Annotated in this window: 21 protein-coding genes; 19 read left to right on the top strand and 2 right to left on the bottom strand. The window is 58.7% G+C overall.

The window, feature by feature from the left end; translation table 11 throughout:
* Nucleotides 1-186 precede the first annotated feature (186 nt).
* The 11 genes from ACP3RB_RS05030 (at nucleotide 187) to ACP3RB_RS04980 (ending at nucleotide 9,634) form a co-directional block, all read left to right on the top strand.
* Nucleotides 187-1,491 carry an MraY family glycosyltransferase gene (locus tag ACP3RB_RS05030; RefSeq protein ID WP_426698690.1) on the top strand — a complete coding sequence of 435 codons (1,305 nt, stop codon included), beginning with the start codon at nucleotides 187-189 and terminating at the stop codon, nucleotides 1,489-1,491.
* A complete protein-coding gene (locus tag ACP3RB_RS05025; RefSeq protein ID WP_426698689.1) occupies nucleotides 1,491-2,063 on the top strand; it encodes a hypothetical protein in 573 nt (190 codons plus the stop codon). The genes ACP3RB_RS05030 and ACP3RB_RS05025 overlap by 1 nt, the downstream gene beginning before the upstream one ends.
* A 28-nt stretch (nucleotides 2,064-2,091) precedes the next feature.
* On the top strand, nucleotides 2,092-2,352 hold the full coding sequence (locus tag ACP3RB_RS05020; RefSeq protein WP_303979107.1) for a hypothetical protein: 261 nt from the start codon (nucleotides 2,092-2,094) through the stop codon (nucleotides 2,350-2,352).
* A 112-nt stretch (nucleotides 2,353-2,464) separates the two neighbouring features.
* Nucleotides 2,465-3,256, top strand: coding sequence for a F0F1 ATP synthase subunit A (atpB, locus tag ACP3RB_RS05015; RefSeq protein ID WP_005507804.1), 792 nt, complete (start codon nucleotides 2,465-2,467; stop codon nucleotides 3,254-3,256).
* Between the two features lie 143 nt (nucleotides 3,257-3,399).
* On the top strand, nucleotides 3,400-3,603 hold the full coding sequence (gene atpE, locus ACP3RB_RS05010; RefSeq protein ID WP_005506461.1) for an ATP synthase F0 subunit C: 204 nt from the start codon (nucleotides 3,400-3,402) through the stop codon (nucleotides 3,601-3,603).
* Nucleotides 3,604-3,654: 51 nt separating this feature from the next.
* Complete coding sequence (locus ACP3RB_RS05005; protein WP_049326923.1) at nucleotides 3,655-4,212, top strand: F0F1 ATP synthase subunit B; 558 nt, start codon at nucleotides 3,655-3,657, stop codon at nucleotides 4,210-4,212.
* Nucleotides 4,212-5,024 carry a F0F1 ATP synthase subunit delta gene (locus ACP3RB_RS05000; protein WP_049340656.1) on the top strand — a complete coding sequence of 271 codons (813 nt, stop codon included), beginning with the start codon at nucleotides 4,212-4,214 and terminating at the stop codon, nucleotides 5,022-5,024. The genes ACP3RB_RS05005 and ACP3RB_RS05000 overlap by 1 nt, the downstream gene beginning before the upstream one ends.
* 187 nt (nucleotides 5,025-5,211) lie before the next feature.
* Nucleotides 5,212-6,837 carry a F0F1 ATP synthase subunit alpha gene (atpA, locus tag ACP3RB_RS04995; RefSeq protein WP_060823639.1) on the top strand — a complete coding sequence of 542 codons (1,626 nt, stop codon included), beginning with the start codon at nucleotides 5,212-5,214 and terminating at the stop codon, nucleotides 6,835-6,837.
* Between the two features lie 75 nt (nucleotides 6,838-6,912).
* Nucleotides 6,913-7,854 (top strand): F0F1 ATP synthase subunit gamma, encoded by a 942-nt coding sequence (locus ACP3RB_RS04990; RefSeq protein ID WP_005506457.1) that lies wholly within the window; start codon nucleotides 6,913-6,915, stop codon nucleotides 7,852-7,854.
* A 56-nt stretch (nucleotides 7,855-7,910) separates the two neighbouring features.
* The gene (gene atpD / locus ACP3RB_RS04985) at nucleotides 7,911-9,374 is read left to right on the top strand and encodes a F0F1 ATP synthase subunit beta (RefSeq protein WP_005507810.1); all 1,464 of its coding nucleotides are present in this window, start codon (nucleotides 7,911-7,913) and stop codon (nucleotides 9,372-9,374) included.
* Nucleotides 9,375-9,376: 2 nt separating this feature from the next.
* Complete coding sequence (locus ACP3RB_RS04980) at nucleotides 9,377-9,634, top strand: F0F1 ATP synthase subunit epsilon (protein ID WP_294643026.1); 258 nt, start codon at nucleotides 9,377-9,379, stop codon at nucleotides 9,632-9,634.
* Nucleotides 9,635-9,909: 275 nt separating this feature from the next.
* On the opposite strand, the gene nucS is transcribed toward ACP3RB_RS04980, so the two are convergent.
* Nucleotides 9,910-10,623: an endonuclease NucS gene (gene nucS / locus ACP3RB_RS04975; RefSeq protein WP_219101655.1), complete on the bottom strand. Its 714-nt coding sequence runs from the start codon at nucleotides 10,621-10,623 to the stop codon at nucleotides 9,910-9,912.
* A gap of 263 nt (nucleotides 10,624-10,886) precedes the next feature.
* On the opposite strand from nucS, the gene ACP3RB_RS04970 reads away from it, so the two are divergent.
* Complete coding sequence (locus ACP3RB_RS04970; RefSeq protein ID WP_426698688.1) at nucleotides 10,887-11,213, top strand: ATP/GTP-binding protein; 327 nt, start codon at nucleotides 10,887-10,889, stop codon at nucleotides 11,211-11,213.
* 101 nt (nucleotides 11,214-11,314) lie between these two features.
* Nucleotides 11,315-12,133: an alpha/beta hydrolase gene (locus tag ACP3RB_RS04965; RefSeq protein ID WP_426698687.1), complete on the top strand. Its 819-nt coding sequence runs from the start codon at nucleotides 11,315-11,317 to the stop codon at nucleotides 12,131-12,133.
* A 133-nt stretch (nucleotides 12,134-12,266) separates the two neighbouring features.
* Here the strand turns inward: ACP3RB_RS04965 and ACP3RB_RS04960 are convergent, their stop codons facing one another.
* On the bottom strand, nucleotides 12,267-13,553 hold the full coding sequence (locus ACP3RB_RS04960) for an AI-2E family transporter (protein ID WP_426698686.1): 1,287 nt from the start codon (nucleotides 13,551-13,553) through the stop codon (nucleotides 12,267-12,269).
* Nucleotides 13,554-13,846: 293 nt separating this feature from the next.
* Between ACP3RB_RS04960 and ACP3RB_RS04955 the strand changes: the two genes are divergently transcribed.
* The 6 genes from ACP3RB_RS04955 (at nucleotide 13,847) to ACP3RB_RS04930 (ending at nucleotide 22,220) form a co-directional block, all read left to right on the top strand.
* The gene (locus tag ACP3RB_RS04955) at nucleotides 13,847-14,860 is read left to right on the top strand and encodes a co-chaperone YbbN (protein ID WP_315428834.1); all 1,014 of its coding nucleotides are present in this window, start codon (nucleotides 13,847-13,849) and stop codon (nucleotides 14,858-14,860) included.
* 316 nt (nucleotides 14,861-15,176) lie between these two features.
* On the top strand, nucleotides 15,177-16,160 hold the full coding sequence (locus ACP3RB_RS04950; RefSeq protein ID WP_426698685.1) for an ATP-binding cassette domain-containing protein: 984 nt from the start codon (nucleotides 15,177-15,179) through the stop codon (nucleotides 16,158-16,160).
* Nucleotides 16,136-17,812, top strand: a complete 1,677-nt coding sequence (locus ACP3RB_RS04945) for a transporter (protein WP_426698684.1) — start codon at nucleotides 16,136-16,138, stop codon at nucleotides 17,810-17,812. The genes ACP3RB_RS04950 and ACP3RB_RS04945 overlap by 25 nt, the downstream gene beginning before the upstream one ends.
* 289 nt (nucleotides 17,813-18,101) lie before the next feature.
* Nucleotides 18,102-18,401 (top strand): DUF3039 domain-containing protein, encoded by a 300-nt coding sequence (locus tag ACP3RB_RS04940; RefSeq protein ID WP_005506434.1) that lies wholly within the window; start codon nucleotides 18,102-18,104, stop codon nucleotides 18,399-18,401.
* Between the two features lie 294 nt (nucleotides 18,402-18,695).
* Nucleotides 18,696-20,483 carry a DEAD/DEAH box helicase gene (locus ACP3RB_RS04935; RefSeq protein ID WP_294627078.1) on the top strand — a complete coding sequence of 596 codons (1,788 nt, stop codon included), beginning with the start codon at nucleotides 18,696-18,698 and terminating at the stop codon, nucleotides 20,481-20,483.
* Between the two features lie 315 nt (nucleotides 20,484-20,798).
* Complete coding sequence (locus tag ACP3RB_RS04930; RefSeq protein WP_314671673.1) at nucleotides 20,799-22,220, top strand: transcriptional initiation protein Tat; 1,422 nt, start codon at nucleotides 20,799-20,801, stop codon at nucleotides 22,218-22,220.
* Nucleotides 22,221-22,430 lie beyond the last annotated feature (210 nt).

Raw genomic sequence — 22,430 nt, 5'->3', positions numbered from 1 at the left:
TCGGTGTAGAACATTTCAGGACGCAGAATATGCGGAGCGTATGGAGAGATTCTGTAACGTTTAGCCCCGGGCTTCAGAAGAGTTCTATAGAATACGAAGTAAACACACACTACACACATATCGTCCCTTAGCCGCGATTCTGGAGCTTGGTTCCAGCTTCGACGGTGCCAATGCCTTGGAGCTGGTATGACCTCCTTTTCTGAGCTGTTGAGTATTTTTGCTCTTGCTTTTGTTTTGGGTGCCCTTTTGCCGTTTGCGGTGCGCCCGATTTTGCACCGCAACAATATGGTGGATGTTCCTAATGAGCGTTCTTCGCATACTGCTCCGACCTACCGCGGTATGGGTTTGGCGACTGCTGCGGCGACTTTGCTGGCGTTTGTGGCGGCTACTGTGTTTGGCTGGACGTACCGTTCTTCTGAGTCTTTGCAGCTGGCGGTGACGATTGCCGCGGCGATTTTGTGCGCTCTTGCCCTGGGCTGGCTGGAGGACATTCGCGGCGTGAGCATTGTGCGTCGTGCGGGCCTGCAACTGGTCATTGGTCTTTTGGTGAGCGTAAGCTTTGCGACGGTGCAGGGTACGAACATTCTGCTGCTGGTTTTGGGTGCGATTTTTATTGCCGGATACATTAATGTGGCGAACTTTATGGACGGCATTAACGGCATTTCTGGTGCTCACGGTCTGGTGGCTGGTTTGGCGTATGCGCTGACCGGCTGGATGGTGAACCTGCCGTGGCTGGCGTTGGCCGGTGTGGCTGTTGCTGGTGCTTTTGCGGCGTTCCTGCCGTGGAATGTGCGCCCGGGTAAGAACGTGTTTTTGGGCGATGCGGGTTCTTATGTTTTGGGTGCGGCGCTGGGCACGATGGCTGTGGGTGCGTGGTTTGCGGATGTTCCGTTCCTACTGTCTTTTGCTCCGCTGGTGACCTACCTTGCGGATGCTGGTATTACTCTGTTCCGTCGTTTTATGGCGGGGGAGCAGTGGTATAAGCCGCACCGTACTCACACGTATCAGCGTCTGACGGATGTTGGTTTCAGCCACCTCGGTTCGACCGCCGTGGTGACGGGTACGACCATTTTGGTGTGGGTGTTGTTGGCGTTTGCCTCTGACCTGTACACTGCGGGATCTGTGGTGGCGACCGTGGGTGTTGTGCTGGTGGCTCTTGCCGTGTTGGTGGTGTATCTGCGTATGCCGCAGCTCTTTGGCGGCGAGGCTCCTACTTCTGCGATTGATTTGTCGAAGCGTTTTGCCTCGGATCCTGAGACGACAGCTCCTGAGGCGAAGAAGACTGTTTTGGAGCCTGCTACTGGTTCGTTGACTTCTGCAACCGGTGTTCCGGCGACTCCTGAGAATGTGGAGCCGACCTCGTTGCATCCGGAGCCGATTATGCCGGATTCGGTGAAAGACCGTGCAGACGGCTCTTCTACTGCTCGCTCCTCTGCTGCTCATTCCTCTATTCAGCCGTCTTCTCATCGAAACCGTGGGGAGAAACACTAATGACTTCTGAACACTCTAAACCTTCGGTCGAGGCTCCTGCTGAGCCTCTCTGGAGGCGCGTGGTGGACGTTCTGTGGTATCCGCCAGCGGAACGTAGGCGGCAGCAGAAACGCCGCCGAGAGCGCGCTCAAGCAGGTTTGAAGGCCTCTTCTTTCGAGAGCCAGGAGCTTTCCTGGAAATTTTTGTTCTACAGGGTATCGGCTTACTCTCTGCTGGCTTGGTTGGGCGGTATGATGAGTGCGTACCTGTTTGCGGGCCCTGTGGGCGCGCTAGGAATAACATTGGGCTTTCTGATAATCTATATATGCTTCACTCTGGGCGTATTAGTTATGTTGGTTGCTCCCATTTTCGACTGGGGTGTACCCAAATCGCTGGTGGTGAGCTACCTCGTGAAGATTGCCCTACTCGGTCTGGTATTGATGTTCGTGCCATTCCCCGAGAATCTGAGGCACGGTTGGACTCTCGCGGGCGCATGTACCGGCGTGATCCTGTGGATTGTTATTGAAACAGTCAGCATCGCACGACTGAGAATTCTATACTTCGACACCGATCTAGAAGACCATGGTCGGTAACGCGATCGGTGTTTGAAAGGAAATACGTTTGGCCGAAGAGAAGAAATGGTGGGACGGAGATAAAAAGCTCCGCACTACCGGAGAATTGGTATCTGACGGAGGTCTCTCCGGCGCAGTCATGTCGATTCTCTATCTGATCATCGGTGTAGCAGTGTGGGGAGGCATCGGTTACCTCGGTGACCTGGCCTTCTCTACCACCTGGCTGGTGTGGGTTGGCGTCTTGATTGGCGCTGTCGGAGGTTTGACCCTCGTCTTTACCCACATGACCAGGCAGAATAAAGACCGCTAGGTCATTGAACGCGGACCGCTAGGTCACACATTCATCCATGTAGTTAGCATGTCAGTCGCTTAGAGGCAGACATGGGCTCTTGATAGCCACTAGTAGCAAGAAAGGACTTGCTTTGATCGAGAACGGGTTGATCCTCGCGGAAGCCTATGTGCCGCCGACCCCCGAAGACATGCATCTGCCCCCCTTCTTCACCATTGGTGATTTCGCTTTCGGTAAGCAGAACGTACTGATTCTGCTGTCCGTGGTGATTATCGCGGTCTTCTTCCTCACCGCAGCACGTAAGCGCGCCATGGTTCCCGGCAAGACTCAGTTCATCGCTGAGTCTGGCTACATGTTTGCTCGTAACTCCCTCGGTAAGGAAACCTTGGGCGTACAGCACTACAAGCCTTTCGTGCCGATCCTGTTCGCCTCCTTCTTCTTCGTTCTGGTGAACAACCTCTTCGGTTCGATTCCGTTTGTTCAGCTGCCCTCCTTTTCCCACCCCGGTAGCGCCTACGCACTGGCTGGCGTAGCGTACCTGACCTGGGTTGGCGTTGGTATCAAGCGCAAGGGCCTGGGCGGCTTCTTCAAGGACATCACCATGCCTTCGGGTCTGCCGGTGTGGATTTACCCCATCCTGATCCCGATCGAGTTCTTCTCGAACCTGCTGATTCGTCCCGCAACTCACGCACTGCGTCTCTTCGCGACCATGTTCGGTGGTCACCTGGCGCTGATGGTTGCATCCAGCATGGTGACCTACATGGTTGAGACTCTGGGCGGCATCGGCTACCTGGCCGCTATTGCTCCCGGTGCTCTGGGCATGTTCCTGTACTTCCTGGAATTCATGATTCAGTGCATCCAGGCTTATGTGTTCGCTCTGCTGCTGGCTGTGTACCTGCAGGGCTCGGTTTCCGAGGGACACTAAACTCTCTAGTTTTTTAGGTTTTCGCGTTCGTCATTGGGCGTGAATAAAGCAACCCACACGTTCACTGTGCGGGCTATTAACTCAAATCAAACTCTGTTCGGTCCGGGTATGTTCCCGGTCGAACACTGTTGAAAGGAAAAATAATGGTTGGTTCCATCACTGCGGTTGGCTACGGTCTGGCAGCTATTGGCGGCGGCATCGGCGTGGGTCTGATCTTCGCGGCATACATGACCAGCGTTGCTCGTCAGCCCGAGTCCCAGAAGACCCTGCAGCCCATGCTGTTCCTGGGCTTCGCACTGGTCGAGGCACTGGCAATTCTGGGCCTGGTTCTCGTCTTCATCAAGTAACCGGCTCTGCCACATCCTAAACGACCCATCCCATAGAACAGGATTCCCTCCATGATTTATCTGGCAAGCGAAGGGGGAGCGGAGGCAACTTCGAACCCCCTGATTCCCGACGTCGGGGAAATTGTCATTACCCTCATCGGATTCCTGATCCTCTACTACATCGTTGCTAAGTACGTTGTCCCGGCGTTCGAGAAGATCTACCAGGACCGTAAGGAAGCAATCGAAGGTGGCCTTGCCAAGGCCGAGAAGGCACAGGCAGAGGCTGCAGCGGCTCGCGATGAGTACACCCAGCAGCTCGAAAGCGCTCGACTGGAGGCTCAGAAGATTCGTGAAGAGGCACGCGCAGAGGGCGAGGCAATCATTGCCGATGCTCGCGAGCGTGCAACCGCTGAGGCTCAGCGCATTAGCGATAATGCAGCAAAGGCTATCGAGGCAGAGCGTGCGGCAGCAGCAGTGTCCCTCCGTTCCGAGGTTGGCACTCTTGCTACGACCCTTGCCGGCAAGATTGTGGGCGAAGCCCTCAACGATGATGAGCGATCGGCCCGTGTGGTAGATCGTTTTCTTGCTGACCTTGAAACCGAGAAGCAGAACGCAGGTGCGGCTCGGTAATGGCAGGAGTATCTACTGAATCACTGAGCAAGGTGGAAGAGGTGCTGGAAGCTCACGCTTCCCTGCAGCCCCTGAACCTGGCGAGCGAGCTTTTCGCTGTGGTTGATGTTCTCGACCACAACGGCACCCTGCGCCGTGCTGTCACCGATTCTTCGCGTGATGCAGCAGCACGTCAGGGTATCGCTAACACCGTCTTCGGCGGCAAGATCTCTTCTCAGGCTATGGCTGTGCTCACCAGTGCGGTGGCTCAGCGCTGGTCTGATGATGCTGATCTGGCGAATGCCCTGGAGCGTGCAGCAGTGCTCGCCGTGACCGCATCGGCTCAGTCTCGCGGTGGCGTGGACGCCCTGGACGAGGTACTCAACGAACTACTCACCTTTGTGCGTACCGTTGATTCCAACGCTCAGGCGCAGGAAGCGCTGTCCGACCATCAGGCAAGCAAAGAAGCAAAGAAGAAGCTCGCCGTGGCGCTCGGTGGCCCCGCCACCACCGCCGAAGGTGTGCTTCTGCTCGAACGAGTTGGCTCCAACCCCCGCGGCCGTCACGCTGCACGGGTAGCCGATGAGTTCGCAGAAATCATCGTCACGCGACAGAACCGTTACATTGCGCGAGTAACTAGCGCGATTGCGCTGTCGCAGGCACAGCTTGAACGTCTCGGTCGCGCGCTCAACGCCGTGTACGGCCGTGAGCTGAAGCTCGACGTTTCGGTGGACCCCGCCGTTCTGGGCGGTCTGCGTGTTCAGGTGGGCGACGAGGTGATCGACGGTACCGTCGAAACCCGCATGTCCGACCTGGCTCGTTCCATCGGCTAGCGGCTCAAGCTAGCGACGCTGAACCGTTCGTCGCAACGGTGATTTAGAAGATACCTCGGGTAGCGGGTGCGTGGCAGATGCCTCCTTCGCAGAAGCAGTGGCATTGCCCGCCCGTTCAACCCGAATTGCAAGTTTCGGTTGGTTCCGTTGACGGAACGCAACCACAATGAGAGAGCAGGGACACAAGATGGCCGAACTGACCATCAATGCCGAAGATGTCCGTAATGCGCTGAACGAGTTTGCAGCGTCTTACGAACCCGGCAATGCAGAACGTGTTGAGGTGGGTCGAGTTGTATCGGCCTCCGACGGTATCGCTCGTGTCGAGGGCCTTCCCTCGGTTATGGCGAATGAGCTGCTTCGTTTCGAAGACGGCACCCTCGGCCTCGCACAGAACCTGGATACCCGCAATATTGGTGTGATTGTCCTGGGCGACTTCACCGGTATTGAAGAGGGCCAGGTCGTACACCGCACCGGTGAGGTCCTCTCGGTGCCCGTTGGCGACGCGTACCTCGGTCGCGTTGTTGACCCCCTCGGTAACCCGATCGATGACCTGGGCCCCATTGAGGCTGAAGGTCGCCGCGCACTGGAGCTGCAGGCTCCCGGCGTGACCCAGCGTAAGTCGGTTCACGAGCCGCTGCAGACCGGTCTGAAGGCAATCGACTCGATGATTCCGATTGGTCGCGGTCAGCGTCAGCTGATCATTGGTGACCGCCAGACCGGTAAGACCGCTATTGCGATCGACACCATTCTGAACCAGAAGGACAACTGGGCTTCGGGTGACCCCAACAAGCAGGTTCGATGCATCTACGTGGCTGTTGGCCAGAAGGCATCCACCATTGCAGCTGTCCGCCACACCCTTGAGACTCGCGGCGCGCTGGAGTACACCACCATCGTGGCATCTCCCGCATCCGACGCAGCAGGCTTCAAGTACCTGGCACCCTACACCGGTTCGGCTATCGGCCAGCACTGGATGTACGGTGGCAAGCACGTCCTCATCATCTTCGACGACCTGTCGAAGCAGGCAGAAGCATACCGCGCTGTGTCCCTGCTGCTGCGCCGCCCGCCGGGACGTGAAGCATACCCCGGTGACGTCTTCTACCTGCACTCCCGCCTGCTGGAGCGTTGCGCTAAGCTCTCCGACGACCTGGGCGCAGGCTCGATGACCGGCTTCCCGATCATTGAGACCAAGGCAAACGACGTTTCCGCCTTCATTCCGACCAACGTCATCTCCATTACTGACGGCCAGATCTTCCTGCAGTCCGACCTGTTCAACGCTAACCAGCGTCCGGCAGTCGACGTCGGTATCTCCGTCTCCCGTGTTGGTGGTGCCGCACAGACCAAGGCTATGAAGAAGGTCTCCGGTACCCTGAAGCTGGAGCTGGCACAGTACCGTGCTATGGAAGCGTTCGCAATGTTCGCATCCGACCTGGACGACGCAACCAAGGCACAGCTGACCCGCGGTTCTCGCCTGACCGAGCTGCTGCGTCAGCCGCAGTACACCCCGTACGCAGTTGAAGAGCAGGTTGTCTCCATTTGGGCTGGTACCTCCGGTCACCTCGACGACATTGAGGTTTCCGACGTGCTGCGCTTCGAGGAAGGCTTCATCGAGTACCTGCGTCACAAGACCTCGGTACTGACCGATATCGCTTCCTCCGGCAAGCTTGAGGATGACACCGTTGCCGCGCTGAAGACCGCAGTTGCTGACTTCAAGCAGGGTTTCAAGTCTGAGGGCAGCAGCCACCTCGTCGACGCAGGTCACGAGGAGCACAAGGCAGCTCGCGATAGCGACATCACTCAGGAAACCATCGGTTAGCGATTAGTCCTCGCCTTCTCCCCGCCTCAGCTATGAGGCTGGGGCGGGGCAGAAAGCAAGGAGAAAGGAAGCTCTATGGGAGCCCAGATTAGGGTTTACCGACAGAAGATTGCTTCGACGTCGTCTATGAAGAAGATCTTCAAGGCGATGGAGATGATCGCGACCTCCCGCATTAACAAGGCTCGTAACGCTGCTCAGGCAGCCGGCCCCTACGCGAACGCTCTGACCCGCGTGGTGACTGCGGTTGCGACTCAGCATGGCATCAAGCACCCGCTGATTCACAAGCCGCACGAGTTCGGAACCTACGAACACCGCCGCTCCGCAATCCTGGTTGTCACCAGCGACCGCGGCCTGGCAGGTTCGTACTCCTCCGCTATCCTGCGTCGTACCGAATCTCTGATTGAGAGGCTGCGCTCTAACGGCCAGGAGGTACAGCTGTACCTGGTTGGCCGTAAGGCAAAGGCTTACTTCGAGTTCCGTGAGCGCCCCTACGCCCGTGCGTGGGAAGGCCACACCGATGCACCTCGCGTTGAAACCGCCGTCGAAATTCGTGACGCGCTGCTCGAAGCCTACGACCTGCCCTTCGAAGAGGGCGGCGTGGACGAACTGCACATCGTGTACACCGAGTTCAAGTCGATGGTTGTTCAGGAACCCAAGATCCTGCGCCTGCTGCCCATCCACGTGGGTGACGCAAAGGCTATGGGCGAGGAAATCGTTCCCGACCAGGAACTGACCAAGGCTGAGTACGAGCAGGCGGCATCCTTCGAGTTCGAGCCCTCCGCTGAGGAAGTGCTCAACGAGCTGCTGCCGCGCTACGTTGCATCCCGTATCTTCTCCTGCCTCCTGCAGGCAGCAGCAAGTGAGCTGGCATCCCGCCAGCGCGCAATGAAGACCGCAGGTGACAACGCTGAGACGCTGATTACCAAGTACACCCGTTTGATGAACAACGCACGTCAGGCGGAAATTACTCAGGAGCTCTCCGAAATCGTGGGCGGCGCAGACGCCCTCGGCTCCTAGTATTGGTACGCCAACGAAGCCATCAACTGTCCAAACTTTCTAAGTAAGTGAGAAATATGACTGCCACCTACAACGAATCGGTCTCCGCACCGACTCAGGGCGCAACGGGTCGTATTGCCCGCGTCATCGGCCCCGTGGTCGACGTCGAGTTCCCCGCCGGTCAGGTCCCCGAGATTTACAACGCTCTGACCACCGAGCTGACCCTCGACGGTCGCACCCGCACCATCACCTTCGAGACCGCACAGCACCTGGGCGACTCGATCGTTCGCGCTATCTCCCTGCAGCAGACTGACGGCCTGGTCCGCGGTCAGGCTGTAGTCGACACCGGCGCACCGATCTCCGTCCCCGTTGGTGACGGCGTGAAGGGCCACATCTTCAACGTTCTCGGTGACGCACTCGACGTGCCGAACTCCGAGATCAAGGCTGACACCTACTGGCCGATCCACCGTGCCGCTCCCGGCTTTGCAGAGCTGGAAGGCTCCACCGAAATGCTGGAGACCGGTATTAAGTCCATCGACCTTCTGACCCCCTACATCAAGGGCGGTAAGATCGGTCTGTTCGGTGGTGCAGGCGTGGGTAAGACCGTGCTGATCCAGGAAATGATTACCCGTGTGGCTCGTAACTTCGGTGGTACCTCCGTGTTCACCGGTGTTGGCGAGCGTACCCGTGAGGGTAATGACCTGTGGGTCGAAATGGAAGAAGCAGGCGTTCTGAAGGACACCGCTCTTGTGTTCGGCCAGATGGATGAGCCCCCGGGAACCCGTCTGCGCGTGGCACTGACCGGTCTGACCATGGCGGAGTACTTCCGCGATGTTCAGAACCAGGACGTGCTGCTGTTCATCGACAACATCTTCCGTTTCACTCAGGCAGGTTCTGAGGTGTCCACCCTGCTGGGCCGCATGCCCTCCGCAGTGGGTTACCAGCCGAACCTGGCGGACGAAATGGGTCTGCTGCAGGAGCGTATTACCTCCACCCGCGGTCACTCCATCACCTCCATGCAGGCAATTTACGTGCCTGCGGATGACTACACTGACCCGGCGCCGGCAACCACCTTCGCGCACCTGGATGCGACCACCGAGCTCTCTCGTGAAATCGCGTCGCGCGGTCTGTACCCGGCAATTGACCCGCTGTCCTCCACCTCCCGAATTCTGGACGCACAGTACATCGGTCAGGAGCACTACGACACCGCAATTCGCGTGAAGGCTATTCTGCAGGAAAACAAGGAACTGCAGGACATCATCGCGATTCTGGGTGTGGACGAGCTCTCCGAGGAGCAGAAGATCGTCGTGGCACGTGCACGTCGTATCGAGCAGTTCCTCTCCCAGAACACCTACACTGCAAAGCAGTTCACCGGTGTCGAGGGTTCGACCGTTCCGCTGAAGGACACCATCGAGTCCTTCCAGATGATTTGCAACGGCGATGTCGACCACATCCCCGAGCAGGCGTTCTACAACATTGGTGGTATGGACGACGTTATGCGCCGCTACGAGGAAATCAAGGCACAGACTGGAGCTAAGTAATCATGGCTCTGAAAGTTGAAGTTGTTTCCCGCGAACGCGTCGTGTGGACTGGCGAAGCGAACTACGTTCGTGCACGCTCCGTCAGCGGTGACCTCGGCATCCTGCCGGGCATGATCCCCACCTGCACGCTGCTGGCACAGGACGGCGAGCTGCTCATTGAACCTGTTGAGGGTGAGCCCATTAAGACCATCCTCAACGCAGGTTTCTTGACCGTCTCGAACGATCACGTGACCATCGCTGCAAAGCACGCAGAGATCTAAAGCCGGTTCCCTGTAAAGGGAATTGACCACTGTGTACACCTCGCCGGTGTTCCGTCCCGAAAGGGGAGGGGCACCGGCGATTGGTGTATCTGGGTAGGCTACGTGCGTAGAAAGAGCGCGCGCAGAAAGAGAGCGCGCAGGAAGAGCACATGCAGAACGACAGCGCGCATAGAAAGATGATGCGCACAGAAAAGGGGACGCCTCCCATGTATCGGGAGGCGTCCCTCAAGCTATGTGTAGCCGCCTAGCTAGAGCCGCTTAGAACAGACGGTCAGCTAGAACAGGCGATCAGCCGAGTCGTCCACGCCGCGCATCGCGTCGTAATCCAGGCTCACGCAGCGGATACCGCGGTCCTCAGCCAGGGTACGAGCCTGCGGCTTAATCGTCTGCGCCGCAAACACTCCGCGCACCGGAGCCAGCAGCGGGTCACGGTTGAGCAGCTCCAGGTAACGGGTCAGCTGCTCCACACCGTCAATATCGCCCACACGCTTGAGCTCCACCGCCACGGAGACGCCGTGCGCATCCTTCGCCATGATGTCTACCGGACCGATAGCGGTCGGGTACTCGCGGCGCACAAGCGAATAGCCCTCACCGAGAGTGTGGATCTGCTCAGCCAGCAGACGCTGCAAATCAGCCTCCACACCGTCCTTAATGAGGCCGGGGTCAACACCCAGGTCGGTGGTGTACTCGTGCTCAATCTTGTAGATACGAATCATGAGGCGGTCATCGCTCTTAGCCGCCTGAACGGTCCACAGTTGCTGAACATCAGACTCCAGGTCCTCACGGATGCTCTGCGGAACGTCCTCACGCTCAGCCACCAGCAGGGAGCAGGGAGGGCTCATCCAGTTCAGAGGCTTGTAGGAACCGCCGTCGGAGTGAATGAGGACGGAGCCGTCATTCTTAACCATCAGCAGGCGGGTAGCGCGGGGCAGGTGGGCGCGGAGGCGGCCCTCATAATCTACGGAGCATTCAGCAATGACAATACGCATCCGTCTACTCTAGCAGGTACGAGTGTTTGGCTCTAGCAGGTGAGGGTATGAGCTAGGGAACCCGAGCTTGGTACAGGTCGCGGTACGGGGCACAGTAGGGGGGGCGCGGTACAGAGCGGGGGAGTGCCGCCTCAGAGAGAGGAAGAGCGCAGGACAAAGAAGAGCACGGGGCAAAGAAGAGTACAGCGCGAGGAAGAGCGCAGAGCGAACAGTGGCAGGGCTGGTAGGTAGAGATAGCTGAGCGGCGCGGTAGAATAGGGCTCATGGCACGTAAGAATCATCCCGGCAGGCGAGTATCCGGCACCACCAGCGATAAGTGGCACCGTCAAGCACCCGCAGGGCGTGATATCAGCAGGATCCTCGACCCTGCGCCCCGATTGGAACGTGACAGATACGGCGACTGGCTGGTGCAATACATTCCCGCCGTCAACGCCCAAAAAACCTACACCTGCCCCGAATGCTACCGATCGATTCCGCCCAGAACAGCGCATCTGGTGGTGTGGCAAGAAAGCCACACGATGGGCCGTAGCCGCGCTATTGATGAGCGCAGGCACTGGCATCAGCACTGCTGGCGCATCCGCCGCAAATAGGCTGAACACTGCACATAAGGTGCAGCCCAAGACTACATTCTCGACCAGACTACATTCTCGACCAAGACCACATTCTCGAATCCATTTCTTGAAGGAACGCAATGAGCAACACCGCCGATATCACCCGCGAGCAGGAATTCGATCCCGCCCGCTACGTCTTCAGCACCGCCGCTGAACCCACCCCCATTAAGGCACGTACCGTCCTGCCTGCACGCCGCGAGAACTTCACCGTCACCACCGCGGACGGCAAGCGCCTCGTCGGTGAACTCGCCCTGCCCGAAGGCGACATCAAGGCAACCCTGGTGACCTTCCACCCGCTGCCCACCCACGGCGGCTACATGGACTCGCACGTGTACAAGAAGGCGTCCTTCCGCCTGCCGGCGCTGTCGAACATTGCGGTGCTGCGTTTCAACACTCGCGGTACCTCCTCGATTCGCGGCACCAGCGAAGGCGTCTTTGACGGCGGCTTTGCCGAGAAGAAGGACTTCGACGCAATCCTGAAATTCGTACGCGAGCGCGCCCTGCCGAACCCCTGGTTGGTCGGCTGGTCCTTCGGCACCGAGCTGGTGCTCAAGTATGCGCCCGAATACGCGAACGAGTTCACCGGCGCTATTCTGCTCTCCCCGCCGCTGCACCGCGTGCACCCGGCTGAGCTGGATGAGTGGAACAAGATCTCGAACCCGCTGTACGCGCTGGTGCCCGAGCATGACGACTACCTGCAGCCTCCGGCGGCGCGTGAGCGTTTCGCGGCTGTACCGCGCACTCAGGTGATTCCCTTTGAGGGATGCAAGCACCTGTGGGTGGGCGAGAAGTCCGTGCAGCAGGTTCTGAACACCGTGGTCAGCATCGTCACCGGTGCACCCACCGAACTGCCCACCGAGTACAACGGTCCGGTGGCAGAAGAAATCACTGAGCTCTAAAGGCTCTGTGTAAAAGCATCAAGGCGGCGGCTTTGGATAGAACATCCAAAGCCGCCGCCTTTTGTCTTAAATGCCTGCTCAGTGGAAGAGCAGTGAACGCGTAGAGAACCTAGAGGTCACAACTGGGAAGTGACTACAGCTGGTCTTGGCGAGGAATGAACACCTCACGCACCAAAATCAGCATGGAAGCCGCCACCGGAATAGCGATCAGCGCGCCCAGCACGCCCCAGAGCGCGCCACCGGCAGCCACCGAAATAATCGCAACACCGGCAGGAACCGAGACAGCGCGAGCCATAATACGCGGAGAAATCAGGTACGCCTCCACCTGCAAGTACAGGAAGTACGCCACCGAAAACCACAGCGCCAGACTCCAGTCCTGAGTCAGCAGAATCAGCGAGGTCAAAATCAGCGCAATCACGCCACCAACCAGCGGAATGAACGCCAGAATCATAACGACCAAAGCCATCAACTGCGGGAAGCTAAAGCCCAAGAACAACATTATGAAGAATGCGAAGAGGGCGTTCAGAATGGCTACCATCGCCTGGCCCATCACATAGTTACCCACCGACTCAGTAATCTTGTCGGTAATGTACTTGACGCGCACACGCTTAGACGCCGGCGCCAAACGCACACCCCACGCCTTAATCGTGTCCATCGACGTGAGGAAGTACAGGGACAGGAACAGCACAATAATCACGCCGGTCACGCTCTGCGCCAGGGTAGAACCCGCAGAAACCAGGCTCGACATGAAGCTATTGACCTGCGACGAAGAGAACGTTGATTCCAAGAACTTCGGGACGTTCTCATTCACCCAGGTGCTGATGTTAAAACGCTGATCAAGCTCGTGATACCAATCAGAATCAATCGTGTTCTGATAAATACCCGGCGCGTACTGGATAAACTTAGACGCCTGCTCGCTAATGACCGGGCCAATCGTCATGACCAGGCCGGTCACAGCGCCAGCAAAACCAGCAAGCACAGCAATCACGCCGATACCGCGCTTAATGCCCCAAGACTCCAGGCGGCGCACAATCGGATCCAGACCCAGAGCAATGAAAATAGCGCCGGTCACCCAACCCACCAGGGCACCCACATTATTGAAAATGTAGTAGGCGAAGAGCGCCAGACCCACGCCCACGGTCATGAGGAAACCAAAAGCGACCGGGTTATGCATCATCGAGGTCTTGCCGTTGCCGACCACCTTCGGTGCGGGAGGCGCATCCTCAGAAGCGGCGGGAACCACCGGAATGGTATCCGTAGGAGGCATGGAAGCACGGCGGCGGTTAGAACGCACCTGGCTAATGCTCTCGGTTATCTCGCTGAAGGTCTCCGTCAGCTGGTCGGTGAGGGATTCCTTCTTACGCGTCTCGGGGGACGATGTCGTCTCTTCGGGAGCTGCTGAGGCTTTCTTCTCGCTCATGCTCTTCCTTTCCGGAACATTTCCGGGTATTTTTCTCTACTGTGCCATTCTACCGGCTGGTTTACTTTGTTACGGCGTCATCGGTGAACGCTAGAGATAGGGGAGCGCAAGTGGGAGAGGTATCTGCGCGCTGTTCAAGGATTAGCCTACGCGCTAGCCCCGGCATGAGCTCAGAGCGTAGGCGGCAGGGAACGCGCGCTCGCAACGGCGCATTGTGGGGATAATAGAGGAAGGAACGCGTGAAGGATCTAGCCCGCACGCAACAATAGGTACAGAACGTAAAGGATCCCAGGATGAGCATTATTTTTGATCCGGCAGACCGCGGCGCATCCCAGAACGCGGCACAGGGTAACGTTGCCCAGGGTGGTGCAGCACAGAACGGTGCGGCGCAGGAGATTCCCGCCTCCGTACGCAACGCTATGGAACTGAACCCCAACGCGGTACAGAACGCAGCGGCACAGTCTGCTGGTGCACAGGGTGGCGAGCAGACCCCCTCCGCTCCCACCTGGCGCTACGAGGTCAACACCCCCGAAGAGTTCCAGAAGTTCGTGCAGCTCTCCAGCCAGGGTGCCGTGATTTTTGCGCTCTACGCACCGCACTCGCCTTCCTCCCTGCAGATGCTCGAAGGCGTGCAGAAGCTCGTCGACTCTGCCGCGGGTAGTATGATTTGCGCCGCCGTGGATGTCACTAAGCTCCCCGAAGCTGCCCAGGCATTCGGCGTGAGCGGCGTGCCCGCGGGCGTTGCCGTTCTGGCGGGCCGCCCGGCACCGATTTACACCGGCCCGGTCAGCGCAGAAGACCTCGGCGATGTGCTCTCCCAGGTTCTGCAGCTCGCGGCACAGTACCAGTTGCCCGGCGGCTTCGACCCGGTCGTTCCCGAAGATGAAAAGCCCCTGCCGCCCCTGCACGCAGAAGCCGTCGCCGCCCTCGACCGCGGCGACCTGGAGGGCGCCCGCGCCGCATACCGCAAGGCAATCACCGAGAACCCCGGCGATAAGGAAGCGAAGCTCGGCCTGGAACAGGTTGAACTGCTCGCCCGCGTGAAGGACCTGGACATGGCATCCGAACGCGCGGCGGCCGCGGCAGACCCCATGAACATTGACGCCGCATTCAATGTAGCCGACCTGGATCTGGTGGGCGGCCACGTGGAGGACGCGTACAACCGTCTGCTGCGCCTGTTCAGCGCGGTAGGCCCCGACGATAAGGCGCGCGTGCGCGAGCGCCTCGTGCAGCTCTTCGACGTGGTGGGTGCATCTGACCCGCGCACCGTCAAGGCGCGTGCGGCACTGACCATGGCGCTGTTCTAAAAGACGCTGTCTTTAGGGAAGCGTCATGAGCCGGTCTAACCGGCTGAAACTTTGAATCTGGAACTTTGAATCTGGAGTTTTGAATACCGACGGGCTATCGTCTACCCACGCACTCGGGCTGTGGGGTAGGCGGTAGCCCGTTCTGTGTTTGTGGTTTTGAGGTGGGGGAGAGCAGAAACCCTAACCTGTCTGATAGCGCGCCAGGACGCTACGCATAGCACCCGGGAATGTCCATATTATGCGTTGTGAGTACTTAATAATGCAGGTTTCATCACCAAACCTGCTAGACCTCATGGGGGGGTGGTAGGGTGAAAATATGAACACTAGTCACTTTCCCCAGGACCCGAACCCGCAAGAACCAGGTTCACCGCAGAACCCGGTACAAGAGACCGCAATAGAGGCAGTACCCGCCGCGGCAACACCCCAGGCTGTAACCCCAGAAGCCGCAAACCGCGAGCCTGCAGCTCCGGAAGCTGTCGTTCCCGCGTCGGTAGCACCGCAGCTACCCGTCACCCCGCAGACCGCACCTGCGGCTGGCGCTCGCCCCGCCATCGAAATCCGCGGCCTCACCAAGGCATTCGGTCAGAAGGTCGCCGTCGACCGCATCAATCTCGACATCCCCTCCGGATCGTTCTACGGGCTGGTCGGCCGCAACGGCGCCGGTAAAACCACCACCATCTCCATGGTCACCGGCATGCTCAAGCCCAACGAAGGCACCGCATACGTGCGAGGCATCGACATGTGGGCCGACCCGCTCAAAGCCAAAGCACACCTGGGTGTGCTGCCCGACGGCGTGCACCTCTTCGACAAGCTCACCGGTGAGCAGCTCATCACCTACTCCGGCTACCTGCACGGAATCGATAAAGAAACCGTTGCCTCCCGCGTCAAGGACCTGCTCGCCGCAATGGACCTGACCGACGCTGCAGGCCGTGCCGTTGCCGACTACTCCGCCGGTATGACCAAGAAGATTGCGCTCGCCGCCGCCCTCGTTCACGCGCCCTCCGTACTGATCCTGGATGAGCCCTTCGAGGCGGTCGACCCGGTTTCTGCCGCCAATATTCAGGACATTCTGCGTGGCTTCGTAGCCTCCGGCGGAACTGTCATTATCTCCTCGCACGTGATGGACCTCGTGCAGCGCCTGTGTGACCACGTAGCCGTCATGGACTCCGGCCGTATTCTCGCCGCCGGAACCGTCGACGAAGTACGCGCCGGCGTGAGCCTTGAAGAACGATTTGTGCAGCTGGTCGGTGGCCGCACCTCCTCGGAAGGATTGTCATGGTTGGGCACCTCGTCTCACTAAAGTGGCAGTATGTGCTCGCTTCCTTCCGCCGAAGCATCTGGGCGCTCATCGGCCTGATTTTTGCGGCGCTTTATGCGGGCGGTATGCTCTTCGGCCTCGGCTCCGCATACGTTATCGCTAACTCGAAGGTACCCGAATACGGCCAGCTCGGAACCCTCCTGGTAGGCGCGGTTATTGCGCTCGCCTGGGCTATCGTCCCTATCTTCTTCAGCGGTCTGGACGGCACCCTGGATGAGAGCCGATTCGTGCTCTTCCCCATCAAACCCTCCACCCTGCAGAAGGGCCAGTTCCTCGGCGGGTTCGTGGGTATCCCCGGCATCGCGAGCATCATTGCCGTGCTGCTGGGCGCTATCGCGTTTATATCGCAACCGCTCGCGCTGGTCGTGTACCTCATCTGCTGCGTGCTCGGCCTTGCGAACCTCATGGTGTGGGCGCGCCTCGCCAACCGCCTGGGCATGGCGCTGAACGATAACCCGCGCATCGCCAACACCCTGATGATCGTTGCCATGCTACTGATGATGAGCGCCGGCTTTATCTTCGGTGGAACGATAACCTACCTGACCAAGCACTGGGAAGAGGTGTTGCCCTACCTGCCGTGGCTCAGCGTGACGCCCTTCGGGTCCGCGTTTGCGGTGCCCTACTTTGTGGCGACCGGCAATATGGGCGCCGCCCTTGGTTGCCTGGTTCTGACCCTCGTCTACCTGGTTGGTGGATGGTGGCTGTGGGGTAAGAACCTGGCACGTTCCATGGCGAATGTGGGCGGTAGCGCGCACCACGCCAGCGCTGCCGAAGTTGCCGCAGGTGATTTGGGCCTGTTTGCACGGTTCCCCGCAACTCCGCGTGGCGCCGTGGCGGCACGAACCCTGCACTCATTTCTGAAAGACAACCGTCTGCAGCTGCTGACCGTAAGCACCGCCATGCTTTACCTGATACTGACGGTGGCTATGCCCCTGTTCCTGAGCTCGGTAGGCTCCTTCGAAAGTCGGGCCAGTTTTAACGGCATCAACGCGGCTGAAGCTAACCAGATTATCAATAGCGGCGTTATGCAGCTCTTCGGATTCTGGATGTACTTCTGCACCGTCTTCACCGGCTACTACATGTGCTACCTCGTCTCATACGACAACACCGCATTCAGCCTGCACGTGCTCTCCCCGCTACGCGGTATTGACGATCGTCTCGGCCGTCTCTGGGGTTACAGCATCCTGATGGTTCCGATCGTGGTGGTGATGGTGTTCGTCGCCTCAGCGGCAAATGGACACCTGGAGCTTTTCCCCATCGTGCTGATGCACCAGCTGGGCGTGCTCGCCGCAGCGTCCGGTATGGGCAGCGTGATGGACACCTTCATTAGCCCGCCCGTGGCGCCTCCGGGTGCTAACCCGTTCAAGAACCCGAAGAACAATGAGGGCTTCGCTAATCAGTTGCTGCTGATGCTCACCGTAATTCTGGTGATGCTCAGCGCGCTACCCGGCGGTATCTCGGTTGTTGTGTACATTTTCGTGACCCAAGATCTACTAACCCTCGTCTTCGGTGGCTTGATTCAGCTCCTGATTGGTGCCGCACTGCTCGTGGGTGGCGTGGCGTGGGGCGGTCACCGCTACGACCAGGTCAGCTCCAAGATGCTGGAGCGCGTGGCACGCTTCCAAACGAACTAACGAGAGTCGAAGCTCCAGCGCATCAGGAATAAACGAGAAGGGTTCCGTGTTAGGTACTAAGCCTGGCACGGAACCCCTTTTCTATGCTTCTGTGCCGCCCGAAATTCTAGCGGAAGGAAACTCACCGCAACACCTAAGAGCCTATGGTTGAACTGTGGTCTGCCTCCTTATTGACCGCCCGCGGGCTCAGCACCACGCAACAGCTACTAAAATAGAGAAGGCGCCGAGCACCCAACCGTGCAGCGGCACCCCTCACCCTATGTATCCCACCTCATCATCAAGGAGAAACATGAGCTCGATCGAAGGCATCGAAGACCCCTTTGGCCCCGGAACCGCAGGCGGCACCGCTCTGCTCGAACGCGAAGAAACTCAGCTTTCTGAGCCCGGCGACCACGAGCGCTTCTCCCACTACGTACGCAAGGAAAAGATCCTCGAATCGGCGCTGACCGGTGAACCCGTGCGCGCCCTCTGCGGCAAAATGTGGGTACCCGGCCGTGACCCGCAGAAGTTCCCCGTCTGCCCCCAGTGCAAGGAAATCTACGAAGGCCTCGCACCCGGTAACGACGGCGACAACGGCTCCGGCGAATAATACGCGCCAGGCAAGACACCTCAGACAATACGACTGAAATAACTACATCTGAATAACACGCAGCAGTCAGACTCAACGGCCCAACACCGCCCATGAGACGTTGCTGACTAGCACCAAATTCTTGCACCACAGCCCGGCCCAACCCGCGGATGTGGTGCTAGAATTTAACCTCGCTGTGCCCGGACCGCCAGAGCACTAGGAACGCCAGACGCTCACCACCTCCAAACGAGGCAGAAGCGCCTACGCTGAATCGGCGGAAGGAACCAGCAGAGGCAGACGAGGAAGAAGGAGAGAATGAGCGCACCCGCAGAGGAACCCACACTATTCGACAGTATGGTGAAGCCGAAGCTCTCCCCGGCATACCCCGACCGCGCCCCCTGGGGCACCTCCGTCAGCCTGCGCGCCTGGCAGGCAGAAGCCATGCAGAAGTACTTCGAAACCAACCCCCGCGACTTCATGGCAGTCGCAACCCCCGGCGCGGGTAAAACCACGTTCGCGCTGACCCTCGCCAAGGAACTATTCAACCGCGGCACGGTCCGCCAGCTCATTGTTGTGGCGCCGACCGACCACCTGAAAAAGCAGTGGGCAGACGCCGCCGCGAAGGTTGGTATTCCCATTGACCCGAACTTCAAGAACGCGGATGTGACCATCAGCCGCCACTACAAGGGTGTGGCGCTGACCTACGCGCAGGTGGCGAATAAGCCGCAGCTGCACGCCCGCAACACCGAGGCAACGAAGACCCTCGTGATTTTTGACGAGATTCACCACGCTGGCGATTCGCTGTCCTGGGGTGACGGTCTGCGTGAAGCGTTCGACGATGCAACCCGCCGCGTGGCGCTGACCGGTACCCCGTTCCGCTCGGATACCTCCCCGATTCCGTTCGTCACCTACGAGGTGGACAACGACGGTATCCGCCGCTCCAAGGCAGATTACTCCTACGGTTACGGCCCCGCGCTGAAGGACCACGTGGTGCGCCCGGTCATCTTCATGGCGTACTCGGGACAGATGCGTTGGCGCACCTCTGCCGGTGAGGAAATGGCGGCAAACCTCGGTGAAGGCTTCACCAAGGACATCACCTCCCAGGCGTGGCGAACCGCCCTCGACCCCAACGGCGAATGGATCCCGACCGTGCTCGCGGCGGCTGACAAGCGCCTGACCGAGGTGCGCCGCACCGTACCCGACGCCGGTGCGCTCGTCATCGCCACCGACCACGCGGATGCTAAAGCCTACGCCGAGCAGCTTCAAAAAATTACCGGCGAATACCCCGCCGTGATCCTCTCTGACGATCGTGAAGCCTCGGCAAAAATCGACGAATTCCGTGAAGGCATGCAGCGCTGGATGGTCGCCGTGCGCATGGTGTCCGAAGGTGTGGACGTGCCCCGCCTCGCCGTGGGTGTGTACGCCACCAGCACCAGCACCCCGCTATTCTTCGCGCAGGCGATCGGCCGTTTCGTGCGTGCCCGCAAGCGCGGCGAAACCGCCTCCGTGTTCCTGCCGTCCGTGCCGCAGCTGATGATGCTCGCCAACGACATGGAAGTGGAACGTGACCACGCCCTCGACCGCGGCGCACCCCAGGAAATCGACCCCATGGTTGAGGGCCTGGACGACCACCTGCTCGAAGAAGCAAACCGCGAGGAACGCGCCTCCGAACAGCTGGCGCGCGGCAAGTTCGAGGCGCTCGGCTCCGAGGCGTCCTTCCACGGTGTGCTGTTCGACGGCGCCGAGTTCGCCTCCGGCAACCTTGCCGTGGGTAGCGAGGAGGAGCAGGACTTCCTGGGTATTCCGGGTCTGCTGGATGCCGAACAGGTCGGTACGCTACTGCGAGCGCATCAGCGTGAACACGCGGCACGCCGCCCGGCGACTGCGGCACCTTCGGTGGTGGATCACCGCCAGTTGAAGGCGCTGCGTAATAAGCTGGCGAAGAATGTGGCGGCATGGTCGATTCGTTCGGGTCAGCCGCACGGCGTGATTCATAATGAGCTGCGTAAGATTTGTGGCGGCCCGGCGGTCGCGCAAGCTTCTGCAGAGCAGATTCAGGCGCGTATCGATAAGCTGTCGGACTGGTTCGTGGGCCGACGCTAGAACGCGGATAGAACGTAGAGAAAAGCCCCGTGAGTGTATGCGCTTGCGGGGCTTCTGTATGCATAAAATGCAAAAATGTTGGGTCTGAGGCGCGATAATCATGACAGCGCGGAGATAGAACGTGTAGCCTAGTGGGGGTAAGTTCTTTAGAAACACGGCATGGTCGCCGGGCTCAGGGAACTTTCCATTGATGCGCAGCATATAGGTCTATGCGGGTCATCAAAACTCTAAGAAACACCATGCAACCAACCCCAGGAAGGCGCGCACCCGGATAGTGTGCACTGGGACGGTTGCACCAACCCTTGAAGGACAGTGATGTCTCATATTTCTCGTCGCAGGATGGTGAAGGGTGCCGCCTGGGCAACTCCCGTGATTGCGGCTTCTTCAGTAGTGCCGGTTTTCGCCTCTTCTGTGGACTGTACTTTTGCAGAGAACGCGTATGTTTCTGCTCGAGGAATGAACCATTTTGAACGAGCAGAGAAAGAATTTACTATTCCAGAAGGCACCCATAAGCTACGTTTTGAGCTGATCGGTGGTGCAGGTGGGACCTACGACACCAATCTTCCTGGTGGATCCGGCGCTAAAGTTAGCGGAATCGTTGAAGTGAAACCCCATCAGACCGTCAAAATTATTGCAGGCGGTGAAGGCCGTTATGAACCTCAACCTTATCCTGTAGGCGAGGGATACCGACTCGGTCCTGCAAAGGGCGGATACGGATTTGGTGACGGAGGGTCAATCCCCGAGGTGAAAATTCCCAAAGAGGTTCTAAATAATGTTTATGAGCGCTGGATTTGGGGAAGCTATTGGGACAATGGTCCACTTCCTCAACCGATGCCGATGGAAGAAATCTATGGATGCTCTGGTGGCGGGTCCTCAGCACTGTTGATTGACGGTGAGGTCATTGCTGTTGCTGGTGGCGGTGGTGGAGCGGCTAATGTTGGCAAACCATACACTGCAAAGCCCTATAGGCGCCATTTCCCAGGCATTGTGGATGTTCGTATGACTGGGCCCGAGCACCCGACCCACGCGCCCGTATACAGCGCAGCTGGTGTTGCTGGTGGGGCTCGTGGCGGTGACGCCACCGAAGCCCACGAATACTATGCCCAGGATGTGAGCCTTGAACTGACTGTTGAAGGCGGTAAAGGTGGCGGTGGGGGTATTGGTGGTGCCGGTGGTACTAAGCCCAGTGTCCCGACTGGTAATCATTCCGGAATCCTGAGCTTTGACAGCCAGAATAATCAGATTATCTATAGTTCCTTGACCGCTGGTAATCCCGGCACTGATGGTCTGAACGGTAAGGGTGGCGATGGCGTAATGTCCATGAGCTACCAATTGGACAATAATAAGGCATGGTGGCGTCAGGACGACGTAGAAGTTCTTGAATTCCCCGATGGAACCCGAGAAGAAATCGGCTACTACGATGTAGCGCCCTTCTTCAATGGTGCACAGATTATGGTATCCGGTGGCGGCGGTGGCGGCTACGGTGGTGGCGGCTCTGGTGCGGCGCTCTCGCAGTCATCTATCACGATTGCCCAGAAGTGGAATAACAACCCGAAGGGTATTCGCCAGAGCATCAGCTATGTGCAGATGGCAGGCTCTGGTGGTGCGGGTGGTTCCTACCTGGCGCCGCAGGTGATGGAAGGGGAGATGTCAGTGGCTTTCAATAATGGACATATCTTGGCATGGGGTTCTTATGAAGGTGAAGTATCCGTGTATCTCTGCCAGACCGGAAAGTAATTTGATATTGCCTTGTGTATGTTGAACTAGCTACTACCGGTAGCAGTTCTTGGCTTGAAGCCCCGCGAGTGTGTATGCGCTCGCGGGGCTTTTGCGTGCCCGTAATATTTGGTCGCATAAGCAGAGATGACCCTCAACTAGAGCCTTATACCTGTAGGGTAGAAGAGGAGGTAACATCCGGCGCTGAACACACGGTTCGGTGTAGACTCC

Source organism: Rothia mucilaginosa, assembly GCF_049990865.1.
Classification (GTDB): Bacteria; Actinomycetota; Actinomycetes; order Actinomycetales; family Micrococcaceae; genus Rothia; species Rothia mucilaginosa_I.
This window is presented reverse-complemented; position numbering and strand designations above follow the sequence as displayed.

Excerpts from the sequence above, each read along its gene's own strand:
- ACP3RB_RS05005 (WP_049326923.1), top strand. The coding sequence starts at position 3,655 with ATGATTTATCTGGCAAGCGAAGGGGGAGCGGAGGCAACTTCGAACCCC.
- ACP3RB_RS04935 (WP_294627078.1), top strand. The coding sequence starts at position 18,696 with ATGAGCGCACCCGCAGAGGAACCCACACTATTCGACAGTATGGTGAAG.
- ACP3RB_RS04970 (WP_426698688.1), top strand. The coding sequence starts at position 10,887 with ATGGCACGTAAGAATCATCCCGGCAGGCGAGTATCCGGCACCACCAGC.
- ACP3RB_RS04940 (WP_005506434.1), top strand. The coding sequence starts at position 18,102 with ATGAGCTCGATCGAAGGCATCGAAGACCCCTTTGGCCCCGGAACCGCA.
- atpA (WP_060823639.1), top strand. The coding sequence starts at position 5,212 with ATGGCCGAACTGACCATCAATGCCGAAGATGTCCGTAATGCGCTGAAC.
- ACP3RB_RS05025 (WP_426698689.1), top strand. The coding sequence starts at position 1,491 with ATGACTTCTGAACACTCTAAACCTTCGGTCGAGGCTCCTGCTGAGCCT.
- nucS (WP_219101655.1), bottom strand. The coding sequence starts at position 10,623 with ATGCGTATTGTCATTGCTGAATGCTCCGTAGATTATGAGGGCCGCCTC.
- ACP3RB_RS04960 (WP_426698686.1), bottom strand. The coding sequence starts at position 13,553 with ATGAGCGAGAAGAAAGCCTCAGCAGCTCCCGAAGAGACGACATCGTCC.
- ACP3RB_RS04990 (WP_005506457.1), top strand. The coding sequence starts at position 6,913 with ATGGGAGCCCAGATTAGGGTTTACCGACAGAAGATTGCTTCGACGTCG.
- atpE (WP_005506461.1), top strand. The coding sequence starts at position 3,400 with ATGGTTGGTTCCATCACTGCGGTTGGCTACGGTCTGGCAGCTATTGGC.
- ACP3RB_RS05000 (WP_049340656.1), top strand. The coding sequence starts at position 4,212 with ATGGCAGGAGTATCTACTGAATCACTGAGCAAGGTGGAAGAGGTGCTG.
- ACP3RB_RS04955 (WP_315428834.1), top strand. The coding sequence starts at position 13,847 with ATGAGCATTATTTTTGATCCGGCAGACCGCGGCGCATCCCAGAACGCG.
- ACP3RB_RS04950 (WP_426698685.1), top strand. The coding sequence starts at position 15,177 with ATGAACACTAGTCACTTTCCCCAGGACCCGAACCCGCAAGAACCAGGT.
- atpD (WP_005507810.1), top strand. The coding sequence starts at position 7,911 with ATGACTGCCACCTACAACGAATCGGTCTCCGCACCGACTCAGGGCGCA.
- ACP3RB_RS04930 (WP_314671673.1), top strand. The coding sequence starts at position 20,799 with ATGTCTCATATTTCTCGTCGCAGGATGGTGAAGGGTGCCGCCTGGGCA.
- ACP3RB_RS04980 (WP_294643026.1), top strand. The coding sequence starts at position 9,377 with ATGGCTCTGAAAGTTGAAGTTGTTTCCCGCGAACGCGTCGTGTGGACT.
- ACP3RB_RS04965 (WP_426698687.1), top strand. The coding sequence starts at position 11,315 with ATGAGCAACACCGCCGATATCACCCGCGAGCAGGAATTCGATCCCGCC.
- ACP3RB_RS04945 (WP_426698684.1), top strand. The coding sequence starts at position 16,136 with ATGGTTGGGCACCTCGTCTCACTAAAGTGGCAGTATGTGCTCGCTTCC.
- ACP3RB_RS05030 (WP_426698690.1), top strand. The coding sequence starts at position 187 with ATGACCTCCTTTTCTGAGCTGTTGAGTATTTTTGCTCTTGCTTTTGTT.